Genomic DNA, 17,144 nt, shown 5'->3' with positions numbered 1-17,144 from the left:
AACCTCTCAGGCTGTTCTGACGGTCCTAACACCCATCTTTATTTACATTTCTTTTTTCAAAACATCCTCTAGGGCATATTCCCGGGCCCGACCTTTCGATCAATGTTTTACGGTATTCCTGCATAACCGGGCCATTCCATATTTTGAGGATTGGTTGTTTATTAAAATCACCGCAAGAAACCTTGCAGGTGCAATCAGGGCGTATAGACCCGTCTATCATGAGTTGAAAACTATTCCACGGAGAATGACAATAGGACAACCTGGTCCTGTAAGTATAATCAGTATAACTAATATTTGAGTTTTTATCATTAAGATAATTCATATCAATTTTAGGATATTTATCATTTATTTTTTCTATTTTTTTGACTTGTTTTGTTATATCTATGTCTGGATAAAAATGGCCCAGGTTTATACTTATTTTTAATTCTTCTGCCCTTTTAATTATACCGGGCAGGACTTTGTGCAAGTATTTTATGGCCGCAGGATTATACCTGATATTCCCAGCGTTTTTTTGTTCATGCCTTTCTACCTTTTCGCTGAATTCTACTATGCTAAACCCGTGTTTTTTGGCAAAATCAAGCAGTTCCGGCATCTCTTTATAATTACAATTCATTATGACCACATTCAACAACAAAGTATTTTTATAACCGTATTTCTTGCGGTACAAAGCCATTAAATTTAAATTGTGTATAAGGTCCTCAAAGCGTGCCCCGCGGCGTATCTTCTCATAGTTTTTTTTATTTACGCTGTCTATAGAGAAAAATATGTTTACCCCGTGTTTGACGCATTTCTCAATAAAAGGTTCGCTCAATAATAACCCATTCGTGAATATTATCTGGCTGGTAATATTTTTATAAGATAACGACGAGTTAAAGAGTCTTTCAAAATGTTTTGAAAAAAAAACTTCTCCTCCCAGCCATTCTATGCTTTCAAGGTATGGGAATAGTTCCATAATTTCTTCTGCGGTCTTTTCAGTAATATCAAAATCATATTGATAAAAATCGCACATTATGCACTTTAAATTACACTTGGTAGTTAAATGCAGCGATGCCTGCAGTGGTTTTGACCTGAGGACAGTTCTTCTTTCCAATAATTCTATAGTATTTAATATTTTGTTATATGCAAAAACATCCTTTTTCTCATCAAGCAATTTAAGATGCCCTTTTAGCAGACTGAGCGGATATTCTTTATTGCCGTGTCCATAAAACTCCATGCCATATTCAGAATCTGCACGGGACAGCATCAATTTGAATTCATCGGCGGCACTCTCATCTGTAGTTTTATCTGCAAGGCAATCCATCAGCATCAAAATAAGTTCTTTATACATTTTTCTCTTATAATAAATCCTGATTATTATTTTATCTGTTTCGATATCTTTTGCGCCCTTTCCTTTGGCACGCAGATAACACTCCAGTGCTTTATCTTCATCGCCAAGGTCTTTGTACGCATCACCCATGATTTTATAAGGCCCGCTGTCCAAGGGAGCTTTTTTTATCAGCCTGCTGAAAACCTTTATCGCTTGTTTATACTTCTTTTGCCTGAAGTACATCTCTCCTATATTCTTATCGATCTCTATGTCTTTTTTGTCCTGCAGTTTTGCTCTTTTGAAATATTTCAATGCCGCATCATATCTACCCGTCATCTTATATCCGTATCCGATTAAAAAATAATCGAGCATTACACCCGGATCATCCGCTGCTATTTTCTCTATACACCCTACCCCGGCAGCATATTCTCCGCTTTTAATAAGTGAATATCCTTTCTCTATTGCATTTTTCATGCTAAATCCGGGGGCCTTTCTTTTTTCCTTATTTTTTATTATTTCTTTATTTTTCATATTATATATTATCATCAATGTATTTATGGAGTTCTTCTTTGGACGGATAGCCATTTAAACTGGCCAGGTATAAGCCCCTCCTGGTATCCTTTCTCCATGAAACATAAGCCGTCTTCTGGCCGTCAGGCGAGACAACAGGGTAATAACAGCCGTAATATTTATCAGAGACTATCCGCTTTATTTTATTTGTATCTATATTTATCATATAGACGCCTTTATGTTCGAAATAATCTTTGTATTTATCAGCTTTATCCACCTTTCTCCAGCTGCTCAAGAAAACTACGTTTTTGTCATCGGCAGTGAAGCTAGGGAATTTGTTAAAGAATTTATCATCAACGACACATACTTCTTTTTGTTTTGTCAGGTCATAATAGTAGATACCAGGATTATCAAGAGAATCAATAAGGCCGTCCTTGTTCGTATCCCTCCTGTAGGATAAAAAAAGCACTTTTTTGCCGTCATGAGAATACGAAGGGAACATATTATTGTACCTGTCTGAAACGATTTCAAATTCATTATAACTTTTAAGGTTCTTCAGGAATATGGCGGAGTTATCCCTGAAATTTATCTGCCCGTCCCCGTTAGTATCTCGGCGCCAGGTAGAAAACAGCAGATACTGGCCGTCTTTTGACATAGAAGGAAAGGTATTCTCAAATAAACCCGGGACGATTTCTATGGTTTTTTTTTCCGCAATATCCAGTGCATATATACCGCTTCCGTTATTTCCCGGGATCCAGCACGCGAGTATGATCTTTTTGCTGTCATCCGTAAACGTATAATTCTTAGGCCTGTATTTATCGCTTAAAAGCTCGGTTTCCTGATCAGTTTCAAGGTCGAACAAATAAAGCCCGGGATTGGCTTTTGTGTCCACAATGTCTTTATCCGGCAGGAATTTCCTTACCGAAAGATATGTGAGGTATTTCCCGTCCGGTGAAAATTTTGGATGAAAATTATAATAATCATCAGTGACTATATATTTTTCCTCAAAAGTTGTCAGGTTTATCAGGTAAATTCCTCCGCGGTCTGTAGAGTTTATCAATCCGTCGCCGTTCGTGTCCTTCCTTACAGAAACGAAGGCTAGTTTTTTTGAATCGCTTGAGAAAGTGGGCCAATTATTATAATAATTGTAAGAGCAGAGCAGTTTCCAATTCGTGATCTCAAGAACGTCTTTGATTATTTCTTCGGTAAATTGATTATCGAGGGCATTATGGAGGTTCTTTTTTGCTTCACTAATATCTCCTATCTTGAAATAACATCTTCCTATATTAAAATAGCTTTCCCCCAGGAGCACTTTACTGCTTATTAATCCTTTAAAATAAGCTATGGCTGCGCTGAGTTCATTCTTGCGCATCAGGTCTATGCCTTTATTTAACGGAGAAAACGGCAGGTTAAAAAACATGGAGCTCCTACGGCAGTCCCGCTTAGTGGGACTTTAATTGTGCGACATCCCGCCATGTCCGAGGATTCTGTCGGACTCCGTATCGAAGCATCGGAGGCGGGATATTCATTTTAAACTCATCCCCAAAGAAATTCAGAGGTTTTCATCAATACTTATAGAAACCATCTGTAGAAAAAGCTGATTTTACTACCTCTATTTCATCTTCTTGCGGGCCGATCAATAGGACATCAAAACGTATATTTTCTTTCAGTAAGTTTTTTGACTTAACATATTGCAGGGCAGACTTTACTATCCTTTTTTGCTTTAAACCAGTTATGGCTTCTATCGGAAGTCCGAATTCATTGGTCCTCCTTAATTTAACTTCTATAAAAACCAGGTCTTCATTTTCTTTTGCGATTATATCGACTTCTCCGAAATTTGACCTGTAATTCCTCTCCAGTATTTTGTACTTGTTTTTTGTCAAATACTGTACGGCTTTTTCTTCCCCCAGGTTTCCCAAAGCTCTCTTATTAAACATCCAGGCGGCCTATTACATCTCTTACAGGGTGAAAACTTTTTCTATGCACGGGGCAAGGCCCGTATTTTTTCAGCGCTTCATAGTGGAGCTTCGTCCCGTAACCTTTATGCTTATCAAAATAATATTCAGGGTATTTTACCGCCAAATCCCTCATTATCATATCCCGGGTCACTTTGGCAACGACAGAAGCAGCCGCGATGCAGGCACTTTTCTGGTCGCCTTTAACTATGGATTCCTGCATGACACCCAGCCTCGGCACAGGTGAACCGTCGACAAGGATAAGGTCAAAGTGCACTTTGATCTTATCCAAAGCACCTTTCATTGCCAGGTGAGTCGCTTTTAGGATATTCAGGGAATCAATGACGGATTCATCTATCACCTCGACACCTACAGAGAGCGAAACTTCATTGATTATTTTAAATATTTTTTCCCGCTGGACAGGTGAGAGTTTTTTTGAGTCATCTAGGCCGTAGATAGTAAGTCCGGGAGGAAGCACTACACAGGCTGCAACAACAGGACCCGCCCACGGGCCTCTGCCGGCTTCGTCTATACCTGCAAGCATCTTACACCCATTTTTTCGGTAGGAATCATCGAAACAGAAAAGATCCATCAAGTGGAGCCCCTCTGGCTAAACGCAAAAATCAAATTGAAAAATTCAAAACTGTGGTGTCCCGCCAAAGCGAGACAATTTAATAAGTTCTCCGTAAGGAGAACACCTGAATTTTGCATTTTGAAATTTACATTTTACAATTTCGCTTTAGCGAATTAGGCTTTTTCTTCTGGTGCTTCTTTTTGAGACTGTACTTCGGTGATCCTGGCAGCTTTACCTGAGAGTTTTCTTAAATAATAGAGCCTTGCTCTTCTGACTTTTCCTCTGCGCAGGAGCTCAACTCTTTGAAGCCTCGGGGAATGGATAGGGAACACCCTTTCAACCCCTACTCCGTAAGATATCTTTCTTACCGTGAAAGTCTCGGATAAACCCGCACCTCTATGCCGTATGACCGTGCCTTCAAACGGCTGGACACGTTCATTGTCGCCTTCTATGATCTTAAAATGCACCCTGACCTGGTCTCCCGGCCGGAAATCATAGGTTTCTTTCTTTTTTTGTAATTCTTGAACATCGTTCATTATTGACATGCTTTTAACTCCTTATCTTTTTTATTATTTCTTTATTTTCTTTATCCCGCTAGGGCGGAATGTCACGTTATTTAAAGTCCCGCATTGAGGGACTGCCAGAGGGGTCCCACTTAACCTGGCTTTTTTTAGCAGGTCGGGCCGTTTATTTAGGGTATTTAGAATTGCCTTTTCTTTCCTCCACCCGGCTATTAATGCATGGTTTCCCGTTAAAAGAATGTCCGGTATCGCCATATTCCTGAAATTGACAGGCCTTGTATAGTTAGGGTAATCCAGCAGGTTTTCCCAGAAAGAATCCTGGGTTATGGAATCTTTCTCTTTAACTACCCCGGGCAGTAACCTTACCAGGCTGTCAACAAAGACCATTGCAGGAAGTTCCCCGCCAGTAAGCACGTAATCTCCGATTGATATTTCCTGGTTTACAAACTTCAGTACCCTTTCATCAACGCCTTCATAATGTCCGCAAAGAAGTATTATATGTTTGTAACCCGTAAACTTATTTAATAGTTTCTGATCTAAGGTTTTCCCCTGAGGTGAAAGATATATTACTACCGGTTTATCTTTTTTGGGCCATTCAGGGTTATTTTTACTTTTAGCCGCGCCTAGGGACCGTAAAGCTTCGTATATCGGATCGGGTTTGAACACCATCCCCGGTCCTCCGCCGAAAGGCCTGTCATCTACGCTCTTATGCTTGTCTTTTGTAAAAGAACGGATATTGTGAATTTTAATATTTACTATTTTTTTATCTCTGGCTTTCTTTATCAAGCTTTCGCTTAAAGGCCCTTCAAACATATCCGGGAAAATAGAAAGAATGTCGATATTCACCTTAATCCTCTCTATTTTTTATCAGTTTCATAAATCTCTTTTAATCCTGCCGGGAGATCTACCTTTATCTTCTTTTTTGGGATATCTACGTCTTTAACTACCGAAAAAAGCGCCGGTATCAGAAGCTCTTTTGACTCGTTCTGCATGACAACCCAGATGTCGTTAGAACCTGAAGGCAGAACATCTACTAATACCCCGAGTTTTTGGCCATCGATATCAAAGACTTCACTGCCGGCTAGGTCGCTGACTTTCCACATATACAAGTTAATCCCTTCGGGAACTTGTTGATTACTATGATTAACTTCAAGATTACGTTGATTACAAGAGTGATGCTGTTTTATCTGTGTAATCAGAGTTTATAATCACCGTAATCAATTATAAGATTCTATATATTAATATAGACGCTGATATATGAATTCAGAGCATATATCAGCGTCTTTTATTTCTGTTATATTTTAAATTTTGATTATTCGACTATTTCTACAGTGGCTCTTTTATCAAGTTTTGCTGAAGCAGAATTAACGATGGTACGGATAGATTTGATTATTCTTCCTTCTTTTCCGATTATTTTGCCTCTATCTGTATCTTGGACTTTTAATTCAATAATAGTGGCTTTTTCTCCAGTCACTTCTTTTACTTCAACGTTATCTGGATTGTCTACCAAGGCTTTCGCTATATAGAGAACCAAATCCTTCATCATCTGATTTTACCTCCTGAGATTGTCACCAAGAAAGTCTAGTGTAGTGTCCCTGAAATACCTTGACATTTGCTGAGGGTATTTTAGCCAGCTTCAAGGCGTGAGGAGCGAGCATACTTGATAGTATGTGAGCGACCGAACAACGATGAAGATGGTTAAAAGACCCTCAGCCCGAAGGGGATGCCCATTTTTGGGCGATTTCTGCGTTGCTCATCGCTTACAATGCTATTGCATTGCTCCCTCTTCGCTCCTTGAAATCACCTCAAATCTGGGTATCCAAATGTAAAGTTATTTCAGGGACACTACACTAGCTTTCGCTTTCGCTCGGGCTTTTCGTTACTTCGCTTTCTTTTTTTGAAACAGTTGTTCTTGTTTCTTTCTGGATCTTCAATAAATCAGAAACTGTATCAGAGCTTTTTGCACCCTGAGAAATCCAATAATCCACTCTTTCTCTATTCACTTTGATCTTTTCATCAATAGCCATAGGGTCATATTGTCCCAGAACCTCTATAGGTTTACCGTCTCTTCTGGTGGTCTGATTAATAACCACTAAACGATAATAAGGCCTTTTGGGTTTTCCCTGTCGCTGTAAACGTAACCGGACTGTCATTCCTTCTTTCACCTCCGTGCATTACTTGATGCCTATTAAGGCATTTATACCCATTTAATATGGGGCTTTACCCCGTCTATATTATTCATGACCGCCGATAAGCGGCCTAACAAGGTTCAATAATTATACTCGTTAAAAGAAGTATTGTCAATTACTTTTCTTAACTTTTTATAATCCGTCTTGATCTTCCTTCTACCGAATATCGAGTTACCTGCAACAAGCACATTTGCCCCAGATCTTACTGCTTCTGCTGCCGTCGCGGGATTTATCCCGCCGTCAACTTCAATTAAGCAAGATAAGTTATCTTTATCTATAATATGCCTTACTTCTTTTATCCTTGAAAGCATTTTTGGAATGAACTCCTGGCCGCCAAAGCCCGGCTCAACGCTCATTATCAAAACAAGGTCCATATAAGGCAAAAATTGTATAATCTTTGAAAGCTTTGCTTTCGGCCTGATAGACATCCCCACCTTCAAACCTGCCTTTTTTATTTCATTTATCAATGTTTTTTTGTTAACCGCGGTTTCGCAATGGAATGTTATGAGGTCAGCTCCTGCATCTTTAAATGCCTTCCAGTAATTATCAGGCCTTTCCACCATCAGATGCACGTCAAAAAATAATCCGGAGTGTTTCCTTGCCCATTTTACAACAACCGGGCCTATAGTTAAATTCGGCACAAAATGGCCGTCCATTACATCTATATGAAGCCAATCAGCCCCCAGTTTTTCAACGGCCATTATATCATCTTTCAAAGCCGAAAAATCCGCAGAAAGTATTGATGGTGCAATCAAGATATTTTTTGTTTTTTTATTTTGCATTTTTCAATTTGCATTTTGCATTATTGTTATTACTCTATTTCTCTTTCCTCGACTAAAACACCGTTTATAAAAACCCTGGCCTTTGCCTGGCCTTTCGGGTCGATCGGTATCTCAAGCTTTGTGCCTGATGCCTTTGTACCGTTAAATATCTCTTTTTCACCTGTGTCATCGATAAGGGTCAGCTTTATTTTTCTGTCTTCATTGCCGGCAGGTATGTCATAGACAAACATCTTTCCGTTAGGTCCTCTCCCTAACGAAGACTTTGCAACGGTCAAACTTATCTTTTCTCCGTTTTTAAGTTCATCGTCCGGTTCCGGTTTCTGTGACATCACAGTCCCCATGGAAAAGCTTGTTGTTTCTTCCTCAGAGATATTCAACTCAATCTTATTCTCAGCTGCCCAGGATTTTACGTCTTCTATGTTTTTACCCGCAAAATTCGGTACAAGTTTGATATTATCCGGCGGAAGCCCGGCTGAAACTACCAGATTTACCAGAGAATCCCTTTCGACTATTTTTTCCGGTCCGGGATCCTGCGTTATAACCTGTTCTTTTTCGTAGACCGCTGAGAACTTCGAAGATTCTTCGCCGAGATTAAGGCCTGCAGACCTTATGGCTATCCTTGCGGACCTGACAGGCTGGCCTATGAGTTTTGGCACAAAGATGACCTCACCGCCCTGACAAACAATGACCCGTATCAGTTTTCCTTCACGCACTGTGATGCCGGGATAAGGCGTCTGCCTGATGACTGTTCCTGCAGGAAGGTCCTGGTTTAATTCTTCGCCTTCTATCTTTAAACCCAGGTCCAAAGAAGAGACAAGACGCAGAGCATCATAAATGGACTTCCCTTTTACATCCGGGACTATCACCTCTTTACGGGAATGAAGAGCCGCTGACATTATCCAGTCAAACATCAGAAAGATAAATATACTAAAAAGAACAATAGCTACAACTATCTTTATACCGAGTTTTATATCATCAACAATTATTTTTTTCAGTGGAACTCCTCCGGCAGGAGCCAGAGGCTCCTTAAATAACGTGACCTACTACGACCTCGTCACGCTTTCATCCCCCGAAGGAATTCGGGGGATTTCATGTCGCATGTATTATTTATTTTTTCTTCAGCCAGCTCATCATTGAACGAAGTTTTTTCCCGACCTGTTCTATCAGGCTTTCCGACATATCTTTTCTTGCCTGTTTGAATACGGGCCTGTTCACACGGTTTTCAAGGAGCCATTCTTTTGCGAATTCTCCGGAACGTATCTCGCCGAGTATCTTTTTCATTTCAGCGCGTGTCTGTTCGGTAATGATCCTCTTGCCTCTGGAATATTCGCCGTATTCAGCCGTATCCGAAATAGAATAATTCATCCAGGAGATACCGTCTTCGTATATCATATCTATAATAAGTTTGCATTCATGCAAACATTCAAAATATGCTATCTCAGGCTGATAACCTGCCTCTACCAGAGTTTCAAAACCTGCTTTAATGAGCTCGACAAGCCCTCCGCAAAGGACTACCTGTTCTCCGAAAAGGTCTGTTTCAGTCTCTTCGCTAAAAGTTGTTTCTATCACACCCGCACGCGTGCCTCCGATGCCTTTTGAATAGGCAAGCGCAAGCTTCTGTGCATTCTTTGTGGCGTCCTGTTCAACGGCTATCAGGTTTGGCACGCCTTTTCCTTCCTGATACTGCCTTCTGACAAGGTGACCGGGGCCTTTCGGCGCTATCATCACCACATTTATATCTTTCGGCGGTTCTATCTGGTTAAAGCGGATGTTAAACCCGTGAGAAAAACTCAAAGTCGCACCTTTTTTAATGTTCGGTTTTACTTCTTTCTGCCATACAATGGACTGTATTTCATCCGGCACAAGCATCTGTATCCAGTCCGCTCCTTTTGCTGCTTCTGCCGCAGTAACCGGTTTAAACCCGGCTTCCACAGCCTTTTTATAATTATCCGTCCCTTCAACTTCCGCTATCACGACATTAAGCCCTGAATCACGAAGGTTCTGCGCCTGGGCATGGCCCTGGCTTCCATAACCGATTATTGCGATTTTCTTGCCCTTTAGCAGCTTTAAGTCAGCATCTTTGTCATAATACATTTTTGCAGCCATTTTACTGCCTCCATTTTTTAGCGGATAGCGGATAGAAAGTCAAAAAAATATGATTTTTGGTTTTTCTATACGCTAAACGCTATGCGCTATACGCTATATTTTATTATCCTCTTCCCATGGCTATTATGCCTGTCCTTGACAATTCTTTTACTCCGAACGGTTTTATCATGTTTATTAAGGCATTTACTTTTTCTTCTTTTCCTGTTATCTCGATTATCACAGAACTCTGTGATACATCTATTATCTTTGCCCTGAAAGTTTTTACTATCTGAAGGACCTCTGTGCGGTTGGACTTGTCAACTTTTACTTTCATAAGGGCAAGTTCGCGCTCGACGTGTTTTGTTGCCTTAAAATCTATTACTTTTATTATATCAATAAGTTTGTTAAGCTGTTTTTCCACCTGTTCCAGTATCCTGTCATTGCCTCTGACGATAATCGTCATGCTTGAAACATCGGGGTTTTCAGTTTCACCTACGGCCAATGAATCTATGTTAAACCCCCGGGCAGCGAACAAAGTCGAAATCCGCGCAAGGACTCCGAATTTATTTTCAACCAAAACTGAAATCGTATGACGCATGAAACCTCCAAAAACAGCGTATAGCGGATAGCGTTTAGCGTAGAGGAAAGTCTTAGAAGTTCCTATCCGCTATCCGCTCCACGCTCTACGCTAAACTGGTCATTACCTCATCAAGAGGCTTGCCTGCGGGTACCATGGGGAAAACGTTCTCTTCCTGTTCGACTATGAATTCCGCAAACACGGTTTTATTCAAAGACAATGTTTTCCTTAATGTAGAGATTACATCTTTTTTATTTTTGCACCTAAGGCCCACAGCTCCGTACGCTTCGGCTATTTTTACGAAATCAGGGACATAAGTAAAACACTTTTTTGATTGAGGTTTATTGCATTTATCCGGGCATCCTGAACCTTTCATCAAACAGACCCCTGAATACCTTTTACCCCAGAAAAATTCCTGCCACTGGCGGACCATCCCGAGATAATGGTTGTTGAGTATTATCACCTTGACATTTATATTATTCAACACGGCAGTCGCAAGTTCCTGTATGTTCATCTGTATAGAACCGTCGCCTGCTATGTCTATGACCTGTTTTTTTGGGTTTGCAAGTTTTGCGCCGATAGCAGCCGGAAAACCATAACCCATGGTGCCCAGGCCTCCTGAACTTATAAAGTTGCGCGGCCTGTTGGTCTTGTAAAACTGAGCGGCCCACATCTGGTTTTGTCCTACTTCAGTTGTAACTATAGCTTCGCCTTTTGTAAGTTTGGTTATGCAATCAATAACATACTGGGGCCTGAGTTTTTCGTCATTTTTATAAGATAATGGGTTTGATTTTTTCCATTTACCTATAGCTTCAAGCCATTCTTTATGGCTGTTCTTCTTAACGTTCTTAATAAGTTCTGCCAGCACCGTCTTTGCATCCCCTACCACAGGGATGTCAGCGCTTATGCTTTTGGATATGGAAGTCGGGTCTATGTCTATATGGGCTATCTTTGCTTTTTTTGCGAACGCATCGACTTTGCCTGTAACCCTGTCGTCAAACCTGGCGCCTATGGCAATTATCAGATCTGCATTCTGAACAGCATTGTTTGCATAACAGGTACCGTGCATGCCGAGCATGCCCAGGAAAAGCCTGTGATCCTGGGGGAAACTTCCCAGGCTCAGAAGCGTATTCGTGACCGGAATATCTGCTTTTTCCGCAAGTTCAATGACTTCTTTATATGCGCCTGAAGATATTATCCCTCCGCCGGTATAAAGTACCGGTTGTTTGCTTTCGTTTATGGCATCTGCTACTTTTTTTATCTGCCCGGGATGGCCGTGCTGGACGGGCTTATAGGAACGTATTTCTATATTTTCAGGCCAGATAAATTCTGTTACGGCACGCTGGACATCAGACGGAATATCGACAAGGACCGGTCCCTGCCTGCCTGTCGAGGCTATATAAAAAGCTTCTCTTATAGTCCTTGCGAGGTCTTTGATATCTTTTACAAGAAAATTATGTTTTGTGACAGGCCTTGTAATACCTGTTATATCCGCTTCCTGGAACGCATCGTTGCCTATTAAATGTGTCGGCACCTGCCCTGTTATAGCCACAACAGGTATAGAATCCATGAAAGCCGTTGCAAGCCCGGTGACAAGATTAGTCGCACCCGGCCCTGAAGTTGCAAGGCATACGCCGACCCTGCCCGTTGAACGGGCATAGCCGTCAGCCATATGCGCAGCGCCCTGTTCGTGGCGCGAAAGGATAAAATGCAGGGGTGACCCGTAAATAGCATCGAATATGGGGATCACCTGGCCGCCCGGATATCCGAAAACCACATCCGCTTTTTCTTTTAACAGACATTCAATTAATATCTGAGCTCCGGTCTTTTGCATTAAAACCTCCAAAAACAGCGGTAAACGGTAAAAGGTAGATGGTAGACGGTTAAAAACCTTTTTCGTCTACCGTTTCCCGTCTCCCTTTTACCTTTGAGCTATTTCACTATCGCCCCTGTGTTTGCCGACTGCACCATTCTTGCATATCTTGATAAATACCCGAATTTGAATTTGTTCTGAGGAGCCGTCCACTTGGCAAGCCTGACATTTATATCTGTCTCGGTAAGCCTGACGGTCAACTGTCTTTTTGGTATATCGATTGTTATTATATCGCCGTCGCGTATAGCGGCTATGGGCCCTCCTACTGCAGCTTCAGGAGAGATATGGCCTACGCAGGGGCCGCGTGTCCCGCCAGAAAACCTGCCGTCAGTTATAAGAGCTACGTGTTCTGACAACCCCATGCCCTGAATGGCACTCGTGGGGCCCAGCATCTCTCTCATACCCGGGCCGCCCTGTGGCCCTTCATACCTGATCACTATCACATCGCCTTTTTGTATTTTTTTCTTGACTATAGCGTTCATCGCATCCTCTTCAGAATCAAAGATCCTTGCTTTGCCAGTAAATACTTTCATCTTGTCTTTTACCGCAGATTGCTTTACGACACAGCCTTCAGGGGCAAGGTTGCCGTTCAATATCGCTATGCCTCCTTCTTTGTTGTAAGGTTTATTTTCCCTGATAACGTTCGTATCCAATACTTTGCTGGTCTTTGCTATTTCAAGGATATTCCTCCCGCTTACAGTTGACGATGAAAGGAGTTTTTTCGGAAAACAGGACAACACCGCAGGAATACCTCCCGCATATTCAAGGTCTTCCATATAATGGTCTCCCGAGGGCTCAAGAGAAGTAATATGAGGGGTTGTTTTTGATATCACATCGAACATTTCAAGGGGAAGTTTTATTCCCGCTTCGTTAGCTATGGCCGGCAGATGCAGGACAGTGTTCGTTGACCCGCCCAGGGCCATATCTATCATTATTGCGTTCTTAAACGCGTTAGGGGTAAGTATCCTTCTGGGCACGGTATTCTGCTTGACGAGATCGACTATTTTTTCGCCAGAATCATAGGCGATACGCCGTTTTTTCGCCGAACCTGCAAGTGCAGTCGCACAACCCGTAAGAGACATCCCCAGTGTTTCCGTTAGGCAAGCCATGGTGTTTGCCGTATACAGCCCCTGGCAGGAACCTTCGCCCGGACACGCGGACAGTTCCAGATCTTCGAGCTCAGCACCTTTTATTTTACCTGCATAAAACTGCCCGACAACTTCAAAAGTGTCCCTTACCAGAGAACGGCGCTGGCCTTTATACATTCCCGTGTGCATGGGGCCTGCAGTAACGACTATTGAAGGTATATTCAAACGTGCCGCTGCCATAAGCATTCCAGGAGTCACTTTATCGCAGTTAGTTAAAAGGACTAAGCCGTCCAGGCAGTGAGCCTTTACGACCGATTCTATGATATCCGCAATAAGCTCCCGGGAAGGAAGAGAGTAATGCATCCCCGAATGCCCCATGGCTATGCCGTCGCATATCGCCGGCACGCCGAAAATAAAGGGTGCACCGCCGCCGGCTGCTACGCCTCTTTCTATATGCCTCTCCAGGTCTCTCATGCCTATATGGCCGGGAACAAGGTCGGTAAACGAAGACGCTATGCCGATAAATGGTTTATTCATTTCGCTGGTACTTATGCCCGTAGCATAAACAAGGCATCTGTTCGGAGCCCTTACTTCACCTTTTTTGATCTCATTACTGCGCATGTTAAACCTCCAGAACTTCAGACTACAGACTTCAGGCTACAGACTACAGACTAAACTTTTATGTTTATAGATTTTAGTCTCTTGTCTGTTGTCTCATGTCTGATGTCTGTTTTTATTTTTTTAATATTTTATATTCCACTGCATCTACCAGCGCCTGCCATGAGGCCTCGATAATATTCTCGGAAACGCCTATCGTGCCCCACGTAGAAGCGGTGTCGCTTGACTCAATTAAAACACGTACTTTGGCAGCTGTACCAGCTTTTGTATTAATTATCCTTACCTTAAAATCAGTCAACGAAACTTCTTTTATCTGCGGATAAAACTTCTCCAGGGCTTTCCTGAGAGAGTTATCAAGAGCGTTCACAGGGCCGTCGCCTTCGGCAACGGTATGTTCTTCCCTGCCGTTGACTAAAAGTTTTATGGTAGCTTCAGAGACCATTTCACCTTTTGTGTTCTTTTCTACACTGACCCGGAAGCTTTTGAGCGCAAAAACCGGCTTATATTTTCCGACTGCTTTATACACTAAAAGAGCAAAAGAACCGTCTGCATCTTCGAACTGAAAACCTTTATTCTCCGCTTCTTTGAGCAAGCGGATTATCTTACCTGTCGCGGCAGGGTCTTTCGGCATATCAAGAGAAAGCTCCTTTGACTTAAAGAAAACATTGCTCTTTCCTGCAAGCTCGCTGACTAGTATCCTTCTTTCGTTGCCCACCTCTTCAGGATGAATATGCTCATATGTTTTTGAATGCCTTGCAACGGCTGACACGTGAATACCTGCCTTATGCGCAAACGCATTTCTGCCTACGTACGGCTGCTTTTCATTAGGTAAGAGGTTAGCTATTTCATCAACATAACGGGATAACTCCGTCAACTCCCTTAGTTTTTCCTTAGGCAGGCATTCAAGGCCGAGCTTTAACTGCAGAGCCGGCAAGATAGAGCAAAGGTTTGCATTGCCGCACCGCTCGCCCAGCCCGTTGATAGTCCCCTGCACAAGTGTACAGCCTTCCTGGACAGCAACTATTGAATTTGCCACCGCACAATCAGAATCATTGTGGTTATGTATTCCAAGCGCTACCTCCGGCAATTCCTTTCTGACAATGCGCACTATTTCCCTTATATCTCCGGGAAGCATCCCTCCGTTCGTATCGCAGAACGTTATATTGTCCGCCTTTGCCTCGTACGCTGACCTGATAGACCTGAGGGCATACTCCCTGTTATTCTTGAACCCGTCAAAGAAATGTTCCGCGTCATAGATCACCTGCAGCTTTTTTGACTTTAAGAAAGCCACACTGTCATATATCATTTTAAGGTTTTCTTCAAGGGAAGCCCTTAAGGCCTGGGTTACCTGCATGTCCCAGGATTTCCCGAAAATGCAGGCGACTTTGACTTTTGAGTTCACAAGGGTCGATAAATTCGGGTCCTGGTGCGCTTTTTTGTCTTTATGCCTGGTAGAGCCGAATGCTACGATCTTTGCTTTTTTCAAGTTTAGTTCAAGAGCTTGTTTAAAAAAATCCTCATCTTTCGGGTTTGATCCGGGCCAGCCGCCTTCGATATAGCTTACACCCATATTAGCAAGGGCCTTTGCTATCTTGACCTTGTCTTCCAGAGAGAACCAGATGCCCGCTCCCTGGGAGCCATCCCTTAAAGTAGTGTCAAATAATTCTATCTTCATATAACCTCTAACCCGCTAAAGCGGAATTGCAAAATGTAAATTGTAAAATGAAAAATTACCTTCTTATTTTGCAATTTGCAATTTGCATTTTTCAATTTGCAATGAAGCCTTTATTTTGATCCAAGGCCGAATGCTTTGTGAAGGGCAACAACGGCCTCATTGACCTGTGCTTCTTTAATCACGCATGATATCTTTATTTCGCTCGTAGATATCATGTCTATATTTATATTGTTTTTTGACAAGGTCTTGAACATCTTGGACGCGACCCCGGGATAGCTCCGCATCCCGACCCCGACAATAGAGACTTTCGCTATCTTGTCGTCGTAAATAACTTCCTCGGCGTCAAGTTTACGCTTGACTTTCCCTATGACTGCACGGGCTTTCCTGATATCGCTCCTTGATACGGTAAAAGATATATCGTTATATTTTTCCCTAGGTGCAGATTGGATGATCATATCCACGTTAATGCCCGCGTTCGCAAGACTTCCGAAAACCTGGGCCGCTATACCGGGTTTATCCGGGACTCCAAGGATGGCGAATTTAACCTGATTTTTGTCATAAGTCACGCTTGATACGACTACTTCTTCCATTTTTTTCCCACCTCTCCGGCGGGCTGCCGATGAGGCAGCCTCCCCGGAATTAATTTTTGCTTCATCTGTGATTATAGTTCCCTGATTATCATTAAAAGTACAACGCACATGTATCTCGACATTGAACTTTTTTGCCACTTCTATGCTCCGTGCCTGCATTACCTGCGCGCCGGAACCGGCCATTTCAAGCATCTCTTCATAAGATATATAATCTATTTTCATGGCTTCTTTAACAAGCCTGGGATCGGTAGTATAAACGCCGTCTACATCAGTATAGATCTCGCATAGGTCCGCTTTCAGTGCTGCAGCAAGCGCAACCGCTGTAAGGTCTGACCCGCCGCGGCCCAGAGTTGTAATATCGTCATTGGGGTTCAATCCCTGAAAACCTGCGACAATCACGATATTCCCCTTGTTCAGCTCATTGTGGACTTTGGTAGGCACTATTTTTGTTATCCTGGCTTTTGTATAAGTCGTGTCAGCATATATGCCTGCCTGCGGCCCCGTCAAAGAAATCGCTTTCCACCCAATGTCTTTTATCGCCATCGACAAAAGAGCTATAGAAGCCTGTTCTCCGGTGGCAAGAAGCATGTCAAGCTCTCTTGCGTCCGGGTCTTTGGTTATGCCTTCAGCCAGGGCTATAAGGTCGTCAGTCATATCCCCGGGGGCAGAAACCACTACAACAACTTTATTCCCTTCTTTTTCTTTATTTACGACTTTCCTTGCAACATTTTTTATTTTTTCGGCATCGGCGACAGACGAACCGCCGAATTTCATTACCACAAATTTTTTCATTTTAGTGCC

At 42.4% G+C, this 17,144-nt stretch carries 17 protein-coding genes; all 17 read right to left on the bottom strand.

Annotated elements, in window-relative coordinates:
• Positions 1-25 precede the first annotated feature (25 nt).
• The 17 genes from LHV68_07620 to LHV68_07540 all read right to left on the bottom strand — a co-directional run bounded on the left by LHV68_07620 (position 26) and on the right by LHV68_07540 (position 17,135).
• Positions 26-1,837 carry a radical SAM protein gene (locus LHV68_07620; GenBank protein MCB4791742.1) on the bottom strand — a complete coding sequence of 604 codons (1,812 nt, stop codon included), beginning with the start codon at positions 1,835-1,837 and terminating at the stop codon, positions 26-28.
• Between the two features lies 1 nt (position 1,838).
• Positions 1,839-3,236 (bottom strand): hypothetical protein, encoded by a 1,398-nt coding sequence (locus LHV68_07615; protein ID MCB4791741.1) that lies wholly within the window; start codon positions 3,234-3,236, stop codon positions 1,839-1,841.
• A gap of 145 nt (positions 3,237-3,381) precedes the next feature.
• Positions 3,382-3,753: a YraN family protein gene (locus tag LHV68_07610; protein ID MCB4791740.1), complete on the bottom strand. Its 372-nt coding sequence runs from the start codon at positions 3,751-3,753 to the stop codon at positions 3,382-3,384.
• On the bottom strand, positions 3,746-4,363 hold the full coding sequence (locus LHV68_07605) for a ribonuclease HII (GenBank protein MCB4791739.1): 618 nt from the start codon (positions 4,361-4,363) through the stop codon (positions 3,746-3,748). The genes LHV68_07610 and LHV68_07605 overlap by 8 nt, the downstream gene beginning before the upstream one ends.
• 155 nt (positions 4,364-4,518) lie before the next feature.
• A complete protein-coding gene (gene rplS, locus LHV68_07600; protein MCB4791738.1) occupies positions 4,519-4,890 on the bottom strand; it encodes a 50S ribosomal protein L19 in 372 nt (123 codons plus the stop codon).
• Between the two features lie 24 nt (positions 4,891-4,914).
• Positions 4,915-5,712 carry a tRNA (guanosine(37)-N1)-methyltransferase TrmD gene (gene trmD, locus LHV68_07595; GenBank protein MCB4791737.1) on the bottom strand — a complete coding sequence of 266 codons (798 nt, stop codon included), beginning with the start codon at positions 5,710-5,712 and terminating at the stop codon, positions 4,915-4,917.
• Between the two features lie 11 nt (positions 5,713-5,723).
• On the bottom strand, positions 5,724-5,969 hold the full coding sequence (locus tag LHV68_07590; protein MCB4791736.1) for a PRC-barrel domain-containing protein: 246 nt from the start codon (positions 5,967-5,969) through the stop codon (positions 5,724-5,726).
• 209 nt (positions 5,970-6,178) lie between these two features.
• Complete coding sequence (locus tag LHV68_07585; protein ID MCB4791735.1) at positions 6,179-6,409, bottom strand: KH domain-containing protein; 231 nt, start codon at positions 6,407-6,409, stop codon at positions 6,179-6,181.
• A 307-nt stretch (positions 6,410-6,716) separates the two neighbouring features.
• Positions 6,717-7,019, bottom strand: a complete 303-nt coding sequence (gene rpsP / locus LHV68_07580; GenBank protein MCB4791734.1) for a 30S ribosomal protein S16 — start codon at positions 7,017-7,019, stop codon at positions 6,717-6,719.
• Between the two features lie 116 nt (positions 7,020-7,135).
• The gene (rpe, locus tag LHV68_07575) at positions 7,136-7,837 is read right to left on the bottom strand and encodes a ribulose-phosphate 3-epimerase (GenBank protein ID MCB4791733.1); all 702 of its coding nucleotides are present in this window, start codon (positions 7,835-7,837) and stop codon (positions 7,136-7,138) included.
• Positions 7,838-7,866: 29 nt separating this feature from the next.
• Positions 7,867-8,748 (bottom strand): PASTA domain-containing protein, encoded by an 882-nt coding sequence (locus LHV68_07570; GenBank protein MCB4791732.1) that lies wholly within the window; start codon positions 8,746-8,748, stop codon positions 7,867-7,869.
• A 196-nt stretch (positions 8,749-8,944) separates the two neighbouring features.
• Positions 8,945-9,943 (bottom strand): ketol-acid reductoisomerase, encoded by a 999-nt coding sequence (gene ilvC, locus LHV68_07565; protein MCB4791731.1) that lies wholly within the window; start codon positions 9,941-9,943, stop codon positions 8,945-8,947.
• Positions 9,944-10,046: 103 nt separating this feature from the next.
• Positions 10,047-10,520 (bottom strand): acetolactate synthase small subunit, encoded by a 474-nt coding sequence (gene ilvN, locus LHV68_07560; GenBank protein ID MCB4791730.1) that lies wholly within the window; start codon positions 10,518-10,520, stop codon positions 10,047-10,049.
• An 85-nt stretch (positions 10,521-10,605) separates the two neighbouring features.
• Complete coding sequence (ilvB, locus tag LHV68_07555) at positions 10,606-12,333, bottom strand: biosynthetic-type acetolactate synthase large subunit (GenBank protein MCB4791729.1); 1,728 nt, start codon at positions 12,331-12,333, stop codon at positions 10,606-10,608.
• A gap of 98 nt (positions 12,334-12,431) precedes the next feature.
• The gene (gene ilvD / locus LHV68_07550; protein MCB4791728.1) at positions 12,432-14,081 is read right to left on the bottom strand and encodes a dihydroxy-acid dehydratase; all 1,650 of its coding nucleotides are present in this window, start codon (positions 14,079-14,081) and stop codon (positions 12,432-12,434) included.
• 112 nt (positions 14,082-14,193) lie between these two features.
• Positions 14,194-15,753 (bottom strand): citramalate synthase, encoded by a 1,560-nt coding sequence (gene cimA, locus LHV68_07545; GenBank protein ID MCB4791727.1) that lies wholly within the window; start codon positions 15,751-15,753, stop codon positions 14,194-14,196.
• A 110-nt stretch (positions 15,754-15,863) separates the two neighbouring features.
• On the bottom strand, positions 15,864-17,135 hold the full coding sequence (locus tag LHV68_07540) for an aspartate kinase (protein MCB4791726.1): 1,272 nt from the start codon (positions 17,133-17,135) through the stop codon (positions 15,864-15,866).
• Positions 17,136-17,144 lie beyond the last annotated feature (9 nt).

The sequence above is a fragment of the Candidatus Liberimonas magnetica genome, assembly GCA_020523885.1.
GTDB lineage: Bacteria > Elusimicrobiota > Endomicrobiia > Endomicrobiales > JAFGIL01 > Liberimonas > Liberimonas magnetica.
Note: the sequence above shows the minus strand (reverse complement) of the source record. Positions and strands in the feature narration are given on the sequence as shown.

Bases quoted from the DNA above. Each gene is read 5' to 3' on its own strand.
- ilvD (MCB4791728.1), bottom strand. From the start codon at position 14,081: ATGCGCAGTAATGAGATCAAAAAAGGTGAAGTAAGGGCTCCGAACAGA.
- ilvC (MCB4791731.1), bottom strand. From the start codon at position 9,943: ATGGCTGCAAAAATGTATTATGACAAAGATGCTGACTTAAAGCTGCTA.
- rpe (MCB4791733.1), bottom strand. From the start codon at position 7,837: ATGCAAAATAAAAAAACAAAAAATATCTTGATTGCACCATCAATACTT.
- LHV68_07570 (MCB4791732.1), bottom strand. From the start codon at position 8,748: ATGTTTGACTGGATAATGTCAGCGGCTCTTCATTCCCGTAAAGAGGTG.
- ilvN (MCB4791730.1), bottom strand. From the start codon at position 10,520: ATGCGTCATACGATTTCAGTTTTGGTTGAAAATAAATTCGGAGTCCTT.
- LHV68_07620 (MCB4791742.1), bottom strand. From the start codon at position 1,837: ATGAAAAATAAAGAAATAATAAAAAATAAGGAAAAAAGAAAGGCCCCC.
- LHV68_07585 (MCB4791735.1), bottom strand. From the start codon at position 6,409: ATGAAGGATTTGGTTCTCTATATAGCGAAAGCCTTGGTAGACAATCCA.
- LHV68_07590 (MCB4791736.1), bottom strand. From the start codon at position 5,969: ATGTGGAAAGTCAGCGACCTAGCCGGCAGTGAAGTCTTTGATATCGAT.
- cimA (MCB4791727.1), bottom strand. From the start codon at position 15,753: ATGAAGATAGAATTATTTGACACTACTTTAAGGGATGGCTCCCAGGGA.
- LHV68_07605 (MCB4791739.1), bottom strand. From the start codon at position 4,363: ATGGATCTTTTCTGTTTCGATGATTCCTACCGAAAAAATGGGTGTAAG.
- LHV68_07540 (MCB4791726.1), bottom strand. From the start codon at position 17,135: ATGAAAAAATTTGTGGTAATGAAATTCGGCGGTTCGTCTGTCGCCGAT.
- LHV68_07610 (MCB4791740.1), bottom strand. From the start codon at position 3,753: ATGTTTAATAAGAGAGCTTTGGGAAACCTGGGGGAAGAAAAAGCCGTA.
- rpsP (MCB4791734.1), bottom strand. From the start codon at position 7,019: ATGACAGTCCGGTTACGTTTACAGCGACAGGGAAAACCCAAAAGGCCT.
- LHV68_07615 (MCB4791741.1), bottom strand. From the start codon at position 3,236: ATGTTTTTTAACCTGCCGTTTTCTCCGTTAAATAAAGGCATAGACCTG.
- rplS (MCB4791738.1), bottom strand. From the start codon at position 4,890: ATGTCAATAATGAACGATGTTCAAGAATTACAAAAAAAGAAAGAAACC.
- ilvB (MCB4791729.1), bottom strand. From the start codon at position 12,333: ATGCAAAAGACCGGAGCTCAGATATTAATTGAATGTCTGTTAAAAGAA.